Here is a 13,846-nt window from a genome sequence, read left to right on the forward strand (position 1 = left end):
AGTTTTGTATGGAGGTGACCTCAATGCGTGTTTTCCCAAAGGTCCTGATCGACCAGGCCCATAGCAGTGCGTGGTCGCTCGACCGCTCCGTCGCGGCGACGATGAACCCCGCCAATCCCGCCGACGCCAGCCTGTCGATCGCGGTGAGCGCGTTGGAGGCACGCGGCTTCGAGGTCGCCGGACTCACCTCCAGGTTCACCCCGGACGCCTTGTCGGACGCCGACGTGTTGGTCATCGACCATCCGGCCGAGGCGCGTGCAGAGCGCGTGATGGGCGACCTCCCACCGATGCTCGAACCGGATGAGATCGATGCCGTCGTCCAGTACGTGGAGGCGGGCGGCGGACTCATCGTGTTCGCCGAGTGTGAACAGGACACCTACGGCAACAACCTCAACGAGCTCCTCGCCCGATTCGGACTTCGCGTCGAAAGCACGCTGGTTCACGAGTCGGCCGACGGCGGACGCCGCCACCACCGCAACGCCACCTGGGTGTTGGGTGAGATTCCGAGCGGCCACGGCCAGGGAGTCCTCGCCGGTGTCGACGAGCTCTGCTTCTACCGTGCCGGCGTCATCGACATCAGCGACTGCCCCCAGGCGCAGGTGCTCGCCTCGTCGAGCGCGACCGCGCACCCCGCCGGTCGTCCGCTCGCAGTGGCAACGCCGTTCGGTGCCGGACGCGTCGTCGCCCTCGCAGACTCCGACCTCGTCGGTGACGACTCCATCGAAGAACTGGACCACGCCCGCTTCTGGACGAACATCGCCACCTGGGCGTCCGCCGGACGACGGGCGGCCCCGCGGGAAGTGAACGGGTCGCAGACCGCGAACCTGCCCGAATGGCAGCGCCTGAAAGCTGCCGTGCTCGAACTGCGTGAGATGCAGAGCAAGGACGGTTCGATCGACGGCACGGCACACTCGCACGAGCGAGCCCGCGAACTGGTCGAGAAGATCGTCAACGAGATCGACTCTCTCGCAACGCTGTTCCCGCACGAGCACGAGTATCTTGCGGCACTTCCGGCCGACTTCCGCAGGTGGGTCGACGGCGGGTTCGGAGTACCGGACTTCCTGGATTCGCTCGTACTGTTCCGCCCGGATCAGCACCGCCTCGACGGCATCGAGCACCTCGTGCTGTTCCCGATGTACACGCAGAACGGCAACCCGAACCGGGTCTTCGAGGCGCTCCTGGTGACCGTCCCGTGGCCGGAGTGGCTGGCCGATGTGGAGCGCGAGTACGTGAACTCGGCGTTCGTACCGGTGAACTTCCTCGACTTCACCCCCGGATACGACACCAACTGCGCGGTCCTCTTCCCCGAGACGGTCGCGGTCCGCGAGGTACCGAAGTTCCACTGGGGCGCGATCTTCTGCGACCGCGAGGGTGCCCGCTTCCGCAGCGTCGTCGAAGCGGCGTCCGACCTGCTGCACCTGCAGTTGCCACCGGACGGCGAGCGCCTGCTCGCCTCCCAGGAACTCGCGCAGTCGACGTTCGCGATGTGGGACCTCATCCACGACCGCACGCACAGCCACGGTGATCTTCCGTTCGATCCGTTCATGATCAAGCAGCGGATGCCGTTCTGGATGTACGCGCTTGAGGAACTGCGCTGCGACCTGACGACCTTCCGTGAGGCCGTCAAGCTCGAGGCCGAGGGGCAGCCGTACGCCAAGTCGGTGCAGTTGGCCATCCTGTTCGACCGGCTGTTCCGCTTCCCGATCACCGGCGACAGGGTGCGCAACTACGACGGCCTCGGCGGACAGCTGATGTTCGCCTACCTGCACAAGCACGACGCCCTGCGCTGGACCGACAACAAGCTCTCCTTCGACTGGCGTCGTGTCCCCGACGTCGTCGTCGTGCTCTGTGAGGAGGTGGAGACGTTGTACCGCAGCGGGATCGATCGTTCCCGCGTGGGCCATTGGCTCGCGTCGTACGAGTTCGTCACCCGATACGTGGCGCCGCACCCGGCGTCCGCCTGGGGGAAGGGAGCCCAGGAACTTCCGCTTGACGGTCCGGTGAAGGCCTTGGTCGACCTGGTGCAGCCCGACGAGTTCCCACTCAACGTGTTCTACGAGGCGCTGCGCAAGAAGCTGTCGGGTGTCATCGAGTCGACCCGCGGCATCACCGCGGCGACCGATGCCTCGAGCACACCGGTCGTCGCATGAGCCTGCCGAAGGGCGCGGTCGTCGTCGTGACCGGTACGACCGGTGAGCTGGGTCGGGAAACCAGCCGCCGGTTGATCGACGCCGGTGCCACGGTGATCGGTGCCGGCCGTGAGAGCGGCTCGCTCATGAAGATCCACGAGGAACTCGGGGCACGTTTCGTGCCGACCGCCATCGATCTGCTCGACGAACCGGCAACGCTCGCGTGGGGTCACGAGCTCGTGACCGAGTACGGCCGTATCGACGGCCTGCTGCACCTCGTGGGCGGATGGAAGGGCGGCAGAGGCATCGTCGATGCTGACCTCACGGACTGGGATTTCCTGAACGACAACCTGATTCGCACACTCCAGCACGCCTCCCGTGCCCTGCACGACGCGCTGCTCGAGTCACCGGACGGACGTCTGGCGATCATCTCCTCGACCGGTGTCGCGAAACCGACGGCGAAGAACGCGGCCTACGTTGCCGCAAAGGCAGCCGCGGAGGCATGGACCGGCGCGGTGGCCGACTCGTTCGACGGTTCTTGCGCCGCGGCCGTCGCGGTTCGGGTGATGGCGTTGCTCACCGCGCAGATGCGGGAGGCGAAGCCGGACGCGAGGTTCGCGGGCTTCACGCCGACGAGTGACGTGGCCGATGCCCTGTTGGCGTTGTGGGACGAACCGGCCAGGACACTCAACGGCCGCATCCTCGACCTCACGACCTGACGCCGAAACCACGCAGGGCGAACCCGATCCGGGTTCGCCCTGCGTGGTCAGGAAGGTCAATAGATACGGACGTCGGTGCCGATGCCGAGGTACCCCGAGCCCAGCAGGTGGTCCTGAGCGGCGGTGCTCAAACGACAGCAGCCGTGCGATGCCGGGTACGGCGGAATGCTGGTGGAGCCGTGGATCGCAACGCCGCTGGAGGTGAAGAAGCGCGGCTTGTACATGGACCCGAGGGGCCCGGTGACCCAGCTGTTGGTGCTGGTCTCCGTCGTCGACTTACGGAAGACACGGAAGGTGCCCTTGGGGGTGATCGCCGTTGCCCAACCGCCGTAGTACCGAAAGCGTTCGCCGTTGCCGGTGCTGGTGTTGAGGGCGACCTGGACGACCCCACCCCGAACGACCATCAACAACTGCTTGGCGAGGTCGATCTCGATGCCGTCCAGCTTGAGCCGGCTGATTGCACGTACTTTCGGCAGACCGCTGTCCCACAGGGCCTGGTCGACGTAACCGGTGCGGGCTCGTCCGTGGGCCTTCTGCAGCGCGTACGTCGCCTGCTGGGTCAGGCGTCCGAAGCTGCCGTCGGGAGTGCCGAGCCAGTAGCCCGAGGTCGTCAGCACTCGCTGGTAGTGAAGGACACGAGCACCGGTCGACCCGAGCTTCATGATGATGGTCGACGCTTCTGCGGATTCGGTCGTCGCCAGCGAGGCGCCGCCCGCGAGGAGGCCGCCTCCGGCTCCGAGAATGAGGGAGCGTCGGCTCAGGTCGATGGTCACGGCTGTCCCTTGCAGAAGTGGAATTCGTTGGATGGACACGCGGCGCAAGGCGGTGTCACGACCCATCTTGCCCCGTGCACACCGCCCTGCGCCAACTTGTGGCGAGATCGTGACCAAGTGTGGATCAGTACACCCGCACCTTCGTCCCGATGGCCAACCGTCCGGTGGCGAGCAGATGGTCCTGGGCTCGCGTGGTGAGCCGGCAGCAGCCGTGCGATGCGGCGTACCCGGGAATGCTGGGCGAGCCGTGGATCGCGATCCCGCCGTTGAAGTAGCGCGGCCGGTAGAGCCCGCCGAGGGCGCCGTAGTCCCACCCGTTGCTTCCGCCACGGAAGATCGAGAAGGTTCCCGACGGTGTCGTCGCGCGGACCCACCGCCCTTGGTAGGAGAACCATTCGCCGTTGCCGGTGCTGGTGTTGAACACCGAGTGCACCGCTGCGCCGCGGACGACCAGCAGCAGCTGACGCGTCTTGTCGATCTCGATGCCGTCGTGGCGATACCGGCTGTAGGTGCGCCGGCGCAGATGCACCTTCGTCCACGTCCAGTAGTCGACCCGTCCGGTGCGGCGGGCTCCATACGCCTTCTGCAGAGCCATGACGGCCTGCTGGGTCAGCGCGCCGTAACTTCCGTCGGCCGAACCGCACCAGAAACCTGCCGCTGCGAGCGAGGTCTGCACCGCGCGCACGTCGCTCCCGGTCGATCCGTACTGCATCGGTCGATACGACCCCGTGGCGCTCGGTGCTGCGAACGCCCCCGACGACTGCGCGACCTGTGCCGTCGCAGCCGCCCCCAGGACGCCCCCGATGCCGAGGACGGCCGTGCGTCGGCTTATCTGTGCTCCCATGATGATTCCCCCTTCGATTCGTGCTGTGCGGCCTCCCCCCGAGGCCACCTCCCGTTCGGGATGGCTTCATGGTGTGCCTGGTTTCCGCATGCGTCGATGGGGAGAACTCCCCTACGCTCGTGCGCCGTGAGCACACCTGCGATTCCACGGCCGGCACGATGACCGAGCTGTCCGGCCGCGCGACTGTGCTGGTGAACCCTGCAGCGGGCGCCGGGACCGCCGGAACCTCTGCTGAGACGGTCGTGGTCACGCTGCGCGACCTCGGCTTCGAACCGACCTTGGTGCGGACCACGAGCGCCCAGCACGCGATCGAGGTCGCGGCTCAAACAGCTGCGGACGACATCGTCCTCCCCTTGGGAGGCGACGGGATGATCTCCTTCGTGGCCCAGGGTTGCGTGCAGTCCGGGGCGCTGCTCACTCCGCTTCCGGCCGGACGCGGAAACGACTTCGTCCGCGGTCTCGGACTGCCGCGCGACACTCTGGCGGTGACCCGGTCCCTTGCCTCGGCCACGGAGCACCGGATCGACGTGGGGATCGCCGGTGAGCGAGTGTTCGTAGGCACCGCGACCGCAGGTTTCGACGCACTCACCAACGAGCGCGCGAACCGGTTACGACGGATCCGCGGGCCGGTCGTGTACACCGCGGCCGGCGTTCGAACTGCGCTGACCGTCAAGCCTTTTCGATTCGCAGTGCGAACCGACGGTCCGGACGGCGCGCGGGAGGAATCGTTCGAGGGCTGGAACGTGCACATCGGGAATTCCGGCCGCCACGGAGGCGGCCTCACCGCAACGCCCGGTGCCGATCTCACCGACGGCCTGCTCGACGTCCTTGTCTCGCGCGGACGTCGGTTCGATCAACTGGCGGCGTCCGCGCTGCTGGAACGCGGCGGCCAGCATGTCCGGTTGCCGTATGTCGACCGGTGGCGGGCGACGAGGATCGAACTGACCGCGACGGACGCCGACGGCCGGCCATTGGTGCTGTTCGCCGACGGTGACCCGCACACCCGAACCCCGGTGACGGTCGAGGTGCGTGCAGGCGCGCTGCGCTTGTTCCACTGAACGGCGAAGGTCTGCACGGACCGTGTCCGTGCAGACCTTCGCCACAGTCGGGTCAGTGACCCGAGTTGATGCCGTTGTCCTTGGTGAGCGGCTTCTCGTTGTGCCCGTGCGAGCGGTACAGGCGCGCCTCGTCCTCGTCGGTGATCGTGCCGATCCCCGGGCCGTAGGAGAAGACAGGGCCCTCCTCCTGCTCCTTGCGTCCGATGATGTTGAACAGGATGTTCATCAGAATCGCGCAGATCGCTGCTGACGTGATGCCCGAGTCGAAGATCGTGCGGAACCAGCTCGGGAAGTGCTCGTACGCTCCACGCTGCACGATCGGCAGCATGCCGAAGGCGAGCGAGGTCGCCACGATCACGATGTTGGCGTTACCGCTGAAGTCGACCTCCTTCAGCGTGCGGATACCGGACGCGGCCACGGTGCCGAACAGCACCAGACCAGCACCACCGAGAACCGGCATGGGAACCGCCGCGATCGCTGCGCCGAGCTTGGGCAGTAGGCCGAGCAGGATCAGGATTCCACCGCCGTAGGCGACGACGTAGCGGCTGCGGATGCCGGTGATCGCGACCAGACCGACGTTCTGCGCGAAGGCGCTGAGCGAGAAGCCGTTGAAGACGGCGGCCAGGGCGGTCGAGCCGGTGTCGGCACGCAGACCGTTCGCGACGGTCTCGCGGTCGGCCGGCTTTCCGGTGATCTCACCGAGGGCGAGGATGTCGGCCGTCGCCTCGACCATGATCACGAGCATGCAGATGACCAGGGAGATGATCGCGCTCGTCTCGAACTGCGGCGCCCCGAAGTGGAAGGGCGTCGGCACCTGAAAGGTCTTCGCGTCGCCGATGGTGGAGAAGTCCGCCATGCCCATGGGGATGGCGACGAGCGTGCCGAGCGTCAGGCCGAGGATGATCGCGATGCGTCCGAAGAAGCCGGGCAGGAAGCGGTAGATCAGCACGACGATCAACAGCGTGATGAATGCGAGTGCGTAGTTCTTCGGCTGGCCGAAGCTCTCGCTGCCGACACCGCCGGCAGCCCAACCGACACCCACCGGGATGAGCGACAGACCGATCATCGTGATCACGGTCCCGGTGACCACTTCGGGGAAGAAGCGCAGCAGTTGGGTGAAGACCGGGGCGAGCACCAGGCCGACGAGGCCGGAGATGATCAGCGCGCCGTAGATGATCTGCAGACCCTCGTGCCCCTGGTTCTTGCCGGCGATCGCAAGCATGCTCGAGACCGCGACGAATGAGGTGCCCTGGACGATCGGCTGACGTGCACCGAACTTCCAGAAGCCGATCGTCTGCACCAACGTCGCGAAGCCGGCCATGAACAGCGCGGCGGACACGAGGTAGAACTGGTCGCCCGGCGGAAGCTTCAGCGCTCCGCCGATGATGATCGGCACGGCGACGACGCCGGCGTACATCGACAGGACGTGTTGCAGACCGAACAACAGCGACGGCCCCGGGGCCATCGGCGTGTCGACGGGATGACGCCCGTCCGTCGCCACGGCTTCACTCATGCGCGTACTTCCCTTCACCCGGCGTGACCGCCGCTGCCCGGTTCCGTATGACGGAACTCACATTTCGTATGTTGAACAATGGAGGGTGCCCGGGTGAACGTCAAGAGGCTTCCACGATGCGGGTCGGGATATACCCGCGAGATGTGCCGATGATCCTCACGCGGACGCTTGACGCGCCAGGTCGTGCGCGACCTCGACGGCCGCCGTACGCATCAGCCGGACGGCGCGCTCGCGCACCTCGTCGCTCATCCGGGCCGACGGCGCCGACATCGACAGCGCCAGCTGCACCTCGTCCGAGGGCACCGGGACGGCGACGCACTGAACGCCGATCTCCATCTCCTCGATCTCGAACGCCCGGCCGGTACGACGGATCTCCGCGAGTTCGGCGATGAGCGTGTCGGGGTCCGTCATGGTGTTCGGGGTGTGCGCGGGCATTCCGGTGCGCGACAACAGTTCTCGCACGTCGTCGTCCGGCATTCCGGCCAGCAGCGCCTTGCCTCCTGCCCTACAGTGCGGGTGGACGTGCTTGCCGAGCTCGGTGAACATCCGCATGGCGCGCGGCGAGGGCACCTGGCCGACATACACCAGCATGTCTCCGTCGAGGGTCGCCAGGCTGACGGTCTCACCGAGAGCCTCGACGATGCTGCGCAGATGGGGTGCGCACCCGGCGCCGAACACCTCCAGCGCGGAGTTGCCGAGCGGGATCAATCGAGCGCCGAGGGCGTAACGCCGGTTCGGTAGCTGCCGCAGGTAGGAGCGGCCGACGAGGGTTCGCACGAGGCGGTGAATCGTCGGCATCGGCAGTCCGGACGCCTCGGCGAGTTCGACCAGCGCCATCGAACCACCCGCCGCCCCGACCAGCTCGACGATCTCCAGAGCGCGCTCGACCGATTGCACGCCACCCGTCTTCGACTTCGGAGTCACCTTCGTGGACATCGATGCCACCTTCTCGTGAGATATAGAGGTCAGCCATGGATATTCCGCAAAATGGAACATATCCTCCACGAAGCAGAATCTGCCACCCATCGCGGCAAGGAGTTGTTCGTGGAAGTGCCTGAGTTCGTTCCAGATTTGACCGCAGCCCTCGATCGACGCCTCCAGCGGGTCGACGAAGACCTTGCCACGAACTACCCCGGGGACGCGACGACCAGGCAGCCGATCCATACCGTCTACGTGCCCGGCGACGTGTTCACCGCAGACACGATTGCGCAATGGGGCGGGCAGGCGATCGACCTGCTCGACCGCTTCGCGCCCGACGCAGCGGCCCTGGCTGCCACCGTGGGTGTGTCCGGGGACGAGGTGGCCCCGGTCTACGACCGGATCCGAGAGAAGCTGCGCAGCAACCCGATCGAGGACTTCCGGGTCGACTTCGAGGACGGCTACGGCCGCCGATCCGACGACGTCGAGGACGAACACCTGGGCGCCGCGATCGCCGCCCTGCGCACCAGCCTCGACCGACCCGATCGTCCGCTGCTGTGGGGCATCCGGTTCAAGTGCTTCGAAGCCCCGACCCGCGCCCGAGGGGTGCGAACGCTGGCTGCCTTCATCGCTGCGCTGGCCGACCGCGCGTCCGACGGACTGACGCTGACTCTGCCCAAGGTCACCTCGATTGAGCAGGTGGAGGCGATGGTGGAAGCCTGTGACCGCATCGAGGACGGAATGGACCTGCCCCGCGGCACGATCACCTTCGAGATCCAGGTCGAGACCGCACAGGCCATCATGGCCGGCTCGGGAGCCGCGCCCCTCGCACCCATGATCCGCGCCGGCGAAGGGCGCGTCACCTCATTGCACTACGGCACGTTCGACTACAGCGCGGGTCTCGGCATCGCCGCCGCGTACCAGTCGGCCGACCACCCTGCCGCCGACCATGCGAAGAACGTGATGCAGGTCAGCGCCGCGCAGACCGGCGTCCGGATGTCCGATGGATCGACGAATGTCGTGGCCTTCGGCGACGCCGACCAGGCGCACGCCACCTGGGAATTGCACTACGACCTGGTGGAGCGTTCGCTCGTCCGCGGCATCTATCAGGGCTGGGACATGCACCCCGGCCACCTGCCGACGCGTTACCTGGCCAACTACCTGTTCTTCCGCCGGGCGATGCCGGACGCGTGCAAACGCCTGTCGGCGTACATGGCCAAGACCGCCGGTGACGTGATGGACGAGCCCGCGACCGCCCGGATGCTCGCCATGGCGCTGCTGCGCGGCGTGCACTGCGGTGCGATCGACGAGCACGAGGTGCGCGAGGCCAGCGGCCTCACCCTCGACCAGCTGGTCGAACTCACCCGCTGAACTGTCGACGAAGGAATCCTGATGAGCAACAAAGAATTCGACCTTGTCATTCGTGCTCGGCGCGCGCTCGTCGACGGCGTGCTGCAGGCGGTGGCCGTCGGCGTGCGCGAAGGAGTCGTCTCCGAGATCGCCGGGCTCGAGGAACTCTCGGCCATCGACGAGATCACGCTGCCGGATGAGCAGGTGCTGCTGCCGGGCATGATCGACACCCACGTCCACATCAACGACCCCGGCCGCTCGGACTGGGAAGGCTTCGAGACCGCCACGCGGGCAGCACTGAAGGGTGGCTACACGACGCTGGTCGACATGCCGCTCAACAGCCTCCCCTCGACCGTGTCCGTCGCGGCCTTGGAGACGAAGAAGGAAGCCGCACAAGCGAACTGCTTCGTCGACATGGGCTTCTGGGGCGGTGCGATACCGGGCAACAAGGCCGACCTGGAGCCGCTGCACCGCGCCGGCGTGTTCGGGTTCAAGTGCTTCCTGGCCGACTCCGGTGTGCCGGAATTCCCACCGTTGGACGCAGACCAGCTGAACGAGTACCTCGACGAGATCGCGCGCCTGGGTTCACTGATGATCATCCATGCCGAGGACCCGACGACGCTCGAATCCGCGCCGGTCGTGCCCGGCCGCGCCTACTCCGACTTCCTCGCCTCGCGACCGGACGCGTCCGAGGTGGAAGCGATCCGCATCGTCATCGACGCTGTCCGCCGCTCCGGTGCGCGGGCACACATCCTGCACCTCAGTTCGGCCGAGGCGCTACCGCTCATCCGCGAGGCCAAGCAGGAAGGTCTGCCGCTCACGGTCGAGACCTGCCCGCACTACCTGTCCTTCGACGCCGACACGATCCGTGAGGGTTCGACGGCGCACAAATGCTGCCCGCCGATCCGCAGTCTGGACAACCAGGACCGCCTCTGGGACGCACTGCGCGACGGCACGATCGACTGCATCGTCTCCGACCACTCCCCGTCCACCGCAGAGTTGAAGCAGATGGAGATCGGCGACTTCGCGACCGCCTGGGGCGGGGTCTCCTCCATCCAGGTCGCGTTCACCGCGGTCTGGACGGGGGCGCGGGCGCGCGGCTTCGAGCTCACCGACGTCGTCCGGTGGATGTGCGAGAGGCCGGCCGAGATCGTCCGGATGCAGGGCAAGGGGGCGATCGCCCTCGGCCACAGCGCCGACCTGATCGCGTACGCGCCCGATGAACGATGGACCGTCGACGTCAACGAGCTCGAACACCGGAACAAGATCTCGGCCTACGACGGACTCGAGCTGAGCGGACGCACCCACACCACCTGGCTGCGTGGCGTGGCGGCGACGACCGATTCGGCGGACGGGCAGTTCCTGCGGCTCGGCGAGGGCTGACCCCCTCACGGTGTGCCATCGGGACGTTCGTCAGACTCTCCCGATGGCACTGGACGAGGGAGGGGCTACCGTGCGTGAGGAACGGGGGGCGCGGCGCGCCTTCGTGCTGGCCACCATCGCTGCGATCGCCTACTCGGGTTGGATACTCGCCCCGTTCCTGAACCCGGGTCACGACGAAACCCGTTCCTACGTCAGCGAACTCGCGGCGGCGAACGAACCCTTCGCGTTGTTCTACCAAGCCCTGGACGCGACCGCGGGCACCGCTCTGGTCATCGCCTCCGTCCTCATTCTGCGCAGCAGCCGGTTCGACCGGCGGTTGTCGATGCCTTTCGTCCTGCTCGGCATCTTCGGGTTCGTCACGATCATCGACGCGCTCCTGCCGCTCAGTTGTACCCCGACCTCGGACACGGTCTGCGCGATCGAGGAATCCCTCGGACTGGTGCCGATCGCGCACAAGATCCACGCCGTCAGCAGTTCGGTCGCAGGCGTCGTCGCCGCCGGCTCGGTGCTGTGGGCGATCGTGGTGCGTGCGCGCGACGCCGATCTGACCCCGCTCGGCAGCGCGTCGACCGCACTCGGCCTGATCCATCTGGTCACACTCGGTTGGACGACACTCGAGGCCCTGGGCGTGTTCCACCTCGCGCTCGGCATCGCACAGCGCATCTCGCTCACGGCGCTGGTGCTGTGGTGGCTGATCCTGTTCGCCGATCGCGTGCCCGGTGTGTCCGGAACGTCTCGGCGTACGGTCCCGGCGCACTGACGCTGCCTGTGCGGCGTAGCGTGCGTCCGTGCTCGACTTGTACGGCACCGGCGCGCTGACCGGTCTCGGCCTCATCGTCGCCATCGGCGCACAGAACGCGTACGTGCTCCGTCAAGGCATCCACCGACAGCACGTCGCGATCGTCGTGGCGATCTGCGCACTCAGCGACGCGCTGCTGATCATTCTCGGCGTCGCCGGTGTCGGTGCGCTGATCGCGGATCACCCGACTGCGCTCAACATCATGAAGTGGCTCGGCGCGGCCTACCTGGTGTGGTTCGCGATCACGTCCTTCCGTTCTGCGCTGAAGCCACAGGCGCTGGAACTGTCCGGTCCGGTGAAGCGCTCCGGTGTCATCGCAACCACGTTGGCGCTGACCTACCTGAATCCGCACGTGTACCTCGACACCGTGTTGATGCTCGGGAACATCGCCAATCAGCATGGTGCTGACGGACGTTGGTGGTTCGCAGCCGGTGCCGTCACCGGTTCGATCGTGTGGTTCAGCGCGCTGGGGTTCGGTGCGCGAGCGGTCGCGCCGTGGATGTCGAAGCCGTCGGTGTGGCGAGTGCTCGACGTGACCATCGGCTGCATGATGCTGCTGATCGCGGTGCTGCTCGTGCGTTCCTGAGTACTCCACAGTCCCCCGCGCAGATCCGCCCGACCCGGTTCGCCATGCCAAGGTGTAGGCCATGTTGACCGCGTTCGCGTTCGCCGGCCTCGGGCTGGTGCTCGGCGTCGGGTACCGCAGACAACTCCTCGCCGGACGCTGGCGCCGCGACGACGACCCGAGAGCGCTGCCTTCGTTCGGGTGGGTCCTCCTCGTGACACCGGTGGTCATGGGTTGGATCGGTCACCACGTGTCGATGCTGTCGTGGTGGGCGGTGCCCGCGTACGTCGTGCTTGCCGCACTCGGGGTGCTGCTGGCGGCGATCGACTCCGACGTCCACCGGTTGCCGGACAAGCTCACCCTGTGGCCGCTGCCCGTTCTCGCCGGTCTGCTCGTCATCGCCTCCGCCGGGCTCGATGACTGGTCGCGAGTGCTGCGTGCCGGAGCGTGCGGAGTGGCCGTGGCACTCGGGTTCCTGGTGCTCGCGCTCGCCGCGCCGTCCGGACTGGGACTCGGCGACGTGAAACTCGCCCTTCTGCTGAGCTTCAGCCTCGGATGGCTCGGCGTCACCGCGGTGGCCACGTGGCTGTTCTTCGGTTTCCTCGCCGGGGGGCTCTGGGCCCTCGCATTGCTCGTCACTCGTCGAGCAACGCGCAAGACCTACATCGCCTTCGGGCCGCCATTGCTGCTCGGCGCCCTGCCAGCCATCCTCGGCGTGGTCACCTTGTGAGAGCCGAGATTCGGATTCGGAGCCGGAGACAGGAGTCGAACCCGCGACATCCTCATTACAAGTGAGGCGCTCTACCAACTGAGCTACACCGGCACGTCTGCACGCCGCAGACCAGGGACGATCGTACCTGTTGTCGGACCCGCGTTTTCCGCGTCCCACCCGCGTAGCGTCGACACATGACGATCGAGACGATGAACGGCGAATGGGCGGGCACCTGCGCGTTCCGGATGATGCCGACCGACGAACTGATCGTGGACGAATCCACCGCACGCATCACCAACGGGGTCATCGAGTACACCTGGACGCATCCGGCGGACGGAACACAGACCGGTCACCTCGCGCTCTGCGATGACCGCGCGATCTGGGTCGACAGTTGGCATCAGCCGGACGAAGCCACCTTGCACGGCGCAGAGCAGGACGGTGCCCTGCGATTCGAGATGACCTACGCGCAGGAGTGGGGCTGGGTCATCTCGCTCGACCGTCACTCCGACGAAGTGATCATGTTGATGCACAACGTGATTCCGAGGTCAGAGGCAACCCACGAGATGAGCGAGGGCCCGTACGTCGCGATGGAGGCCCACTGGCGCAAGCCCTGAACGTCACACCAACGACAGCCGCACCTTGCGGTCGGGGTTGTCGACGTTCAGATCGACCAGGCAGATGCTCTGCCAGGTGCCGAGCATCAGTCGTCCGTCGATCACGGGCACCGTGGCGTAGGGCGGGATGAGCGCGGGCATCACGTGTGCGCGTCCGTGACCGCGACTGCCGTGCCGGTGCATCCACCGGTCGTCCGCCGGGAGCAGGTCACGCAACGCGGCGAGTAGATCATCGTCCGAACCCGCTCCGGTCTCGAGGATCGCGATGCCCGCGGTGGCGTGTGGGACGAAGACGTGCAGCAGTCCGTCCCCGCCGGTCTCGGCGACGAATGACTCGCATTCGCCGGTCAGGTCGAGCACCACTTCGGCACTGCCACTGTGTACGGAGATCTCTTGGGAATGCATACCTCCACCGTAGGCTCGGAACGCATCGCCGGCGCCTCGGCGAACCACCTGCAATGAGTTGACC

At 66.8% G+C, this 13,846-nt stretch carries 14 protein-coding genes and 1 tRNA gene; 9 read left to right on the forward strand and 6 right to left on the reverse strand.

Features of this window, described 5'->3' with window-relative positions; all coding sequences use genetic code 11:
• Positions 1–23 precede the first annotated feature (23 nt).
• Positions 24–2,150: a DUF6421 family protein gene (locus ACYU8W_RS02080; protein ID WP_499466232.1), complete on the forward strand. Its 2,127-nt coding sequence runs from the start codon at positions 24–26 to the stop codon at positions 2,148–2,150.
• A complete protein-coding gene (locus ACYU8W_RS02085) occupies positions 2,147–2,848 on the forward strand; it encodes an SDR family oxidoreductase (protein WP_499466234.1) in 702 nt (233 codons plus the stop codon). Before ACYU8W_RS02080 ends, ACYU8W_RS02085 begins: the two co-directional genes overlap by 4 nt.
• Positions 2,849–2,904: 56 nt before the next feature.
• Here ACYU8W_RS02085 and ACYU8W_RS02090 read toward each other — a convergent pair whose 3' ends face one another.
• Both ACYU8W_RS02090 and ACYU8W_RS02095 read right to left on the reverse strand, forming a co-directional pair.
• A complete protein-coding gene (locus tag ACYU8W_RS02090; protein WP_499466236.1) occupies positions 2,905–3,621 on the reverse strand; it encodes a L,D-transpeptidase family protein in 717 nt (238 codons plus the stop codon).
• Positions 3,622–3,745: 124 nt separating this feature from the next.
• Positions 3,746–4,465: a L,D-transpeptidase family protein gene (locus ACYU8W_RS02095; protein ID WP_499466238.1), complete on the reverse strand. Its 720-nt coding sequence runs from the start codon at positions 4,463–4,465 to the stop codon at positions 3,746–3,748.
• A 119-nt stretch (positions 4,466–4,584) separates the two neighbouring features.
• Between ACYU8W_RS02095 and ACYU8W_RS02100 the strand changes: the two genes are divergently transcribed.
• The gene (locus ACYU8W_RS02100) at positions 4,585–5,523 is read left to right on the forward strand and encodes a diacylglycerol/lipid kinase family protein (protein ID WP_499466240.1); all 939 of its coding nucleotides are present in this window, start codon (positions 4,585–4,587) and stop codon (positions 5,521–5,523) included.
• Between the two features lie 52 nt (positions 5,524–5,575).
• Here ACYU8W_RS02100 and ACYU8W_RS02105 read toward each other — a convergent pair whose 3' ends face one another.
• A complete protein-coding gene (locus tag ACYU8W_RS02105) occupies positions 5,576–7,036 on the reverse strand; it encodes a nucleobase:cation symporter-2 family protein (RefSeq protein ID WP_499466242.1) in 1,461 nt (486 codons plus the stop codon).
• A gap of 156 nt (positions 7,037–7,192) precedes the next feature.
• Positions 7,193–7,972, reverse strand: a complete 780-nt coding sequence (locus tag ACYU8W_RS02110) for an IclR family transcriptional regulator (RefSeq protein WP_141929244.1) — start codon at positions 7,970–7,972, stop codon at positions 7,193–7,195.
• Positions 7,973–8,023: 51 nt separating this feature from the next.
• On the opposite strand from ACYU8W_RS02110, the gene ACYU8W_RS02115 reads away from it, so the two are divergent.
• From ACYU8W_RS02115 to ACYU8W_RS02135, 5 genes are all read left to right on the forward strand, one after another.
• Positions 8,024–9,325: a DUF6986 family protein gene (locus tag ACYU8W_RS02115; RefSeq protein ID WP_499466244.1), complete on the forward strand. Its 1,302-nt coding sequence runs from the start codon at positions 8,024–8,026 to the stop codon at positions 9,323–9,325.
• Between the two features lie 21 nt (positions 9,326–9,346).
• Positions 9,347–10,687 (forward strand): allantoinase AllB, encoded by a 1,341-nt coding sequence (gene allB / locus ACYU8W_RS02120; RefSeq protein ID WP_499466246.1) that lies wholly within the window; start codon positions 9,347–9,349, stop codon positions 10,685–10,687.
• Positions 10,688–10,757: 70 nt separating this feature from the next.
• Entirely contained in the window at positions 10,758–11,447 is a 690-nt protein-coding gene (locus ACYU8W_RS02125; protein ID WP_499466248.1) for a DUF998 domain-containing protein, read from the forward strand.
• Positions 11,448–11,475: 28 nt separating this feature from the next.
• Positions 11,476–12,072 carry a LysE/ArgO family amino acid transporter gene (locus ACYU8W_RS02130; protein ID WP_499466250.1) on the forward strand — a complete coding sequence of 199 codons (597 nt, stop codon included), beginning with the start codon at positions 11,476–11,478 and terminating at the stop codon, positions 12,070–12,072.
• A gap of 61 nt (positions 12,073–12,133) precedes the next feature.
• On the forward strand, positions 12,134–12,781 hold the full coding sequence (locus ACYU8W_RS02135; RefSeq protein WP_499466252.1) for a prepilin peptidase: 648 nt from the start codon (positions 12,134–12,136) through the stop codon (positions 12,779–12,781).
• Between the two features lie 20 nt (positions 12,782–12,801).
• Here ACYU8W_RS02135 and ACYU8W_RS02140 read toward each other — a convergent pair.
• Positions 12,802–12,874, reverse strand: a tRNA-Thr gene (locus ACYU8W_RS02140).
• A gap of 83 nt (positions 12,875–12,957) precedes the next feature.
• Here ACYU8W_RS02140 and ACYU8W_RS02145 point away from each other — a divergent pair.
• Positions 12,958–13,377, forward strand: coding sequence for a hypothetical protein (locus ACYU8W_RS02145; RefSeq protein WP_499466254.1), 420 nt, complete (start codon positions 12,958–12,960; stop codon positions 13,375–13,377).
• 3 nt (positions 13,378–13,380) lie between these two features.
• Here ACYU8W_RS02145 and ACYU8W_RS02150 read toward each other — a convergent pair whose 3' ends face one another.
• Positions 13,381–13,782 (reverse strand): secondary thiamine-phosphate synthase enzyme YjbQ, encoded by a 402-nt coding sequence (locus ACYU8W_RS02150; RefSeq protein WP_499466256.1) that lies wholly within the window; start codon positions 13,780–13,782, stop codon positions 13,381–13,383.
• Positions 13,783–13,846: the final 64 nt, after the last annotated feature.

This window comes from Yimella radicis, assembly GCF_054778255.1.

Excerpts from the sequence above, each read along its gene's own strand:
- ACYU8W_RS02080 (WP_499466232.1), top strand. The coding sequence starts at position 24 with ATGCGTGTTTTCCCAAAGGTCCTGATCGACCAGGCCCATAGCAGTGCG.
- ACYU8W_RS02085 (WP_499466234.1), top strand. The coding sequence starts at position 2,147 with ATGAGCCTGCCGAAGGGCGCGGTCGTCGTCGTGACCGGTACGACCGGT.
- ACYU8W_RS02095 (WP_499466238.1), bottom strand. The coding sequence starts at position 4,465 with ATGGGAGCACAGATAAGCCGACGCACGGCCGTCCTCGGCATCGGGGGC.
- ACYU8W_RS02105 (WP_499466242.1), bottom strand. The coding sequence starts at position 7,036 with ATGAGTGAAGCCGTGGCGACGGACGGGCGTCATCCCGTCGACACGCCG.
- ACYU8W_RS02110 (WP_141929244.1), bottom strand. The coding sequence starts at position 7,972 with ATGTCCACGAAGGTGACTCCGAAGTCGAAGACGGGTGGCGTGCAATCG.
- ACYU8W_RS02115 (WP_499466244.1), top strand. The coding sequence starts at position 8,024 with ATGGAACATATCCTCCACGAAGCAGAATCTGCCACCCATCGCGGCAAG.
- allB (WP_499466246.1), top strand. The coding sequence starts at position 9,347 with ATGAGCAACAAAGAATTCGACCTTGTCATTCGTGCTCGGCGCGCGCTC.
- ACYU8W_RS02135 (WP_499466252.1), top strand. The coding sequence starts at position 12,134 with ATGTTGACCGCGTTCGCGTTCGCCGGCCTCGGGCTGGTGCTCGGCGTC.
- ACYU8W_RS02145 (WP_499466254.1), top strand. The coding sequence starts at position 12,958 with ATGACGATCGAGACGATGAACGGCGAATGGGCGGGCACCTGCGCGTTC.
- ACYU8W_RS02150 (WP_499466256.1), bottom strand. The coding sequence starts at position 13,782 with ATGCATTCCCAAGAGATCTCCGTACACAGTGGCAGTGCCGAAGTGGTG.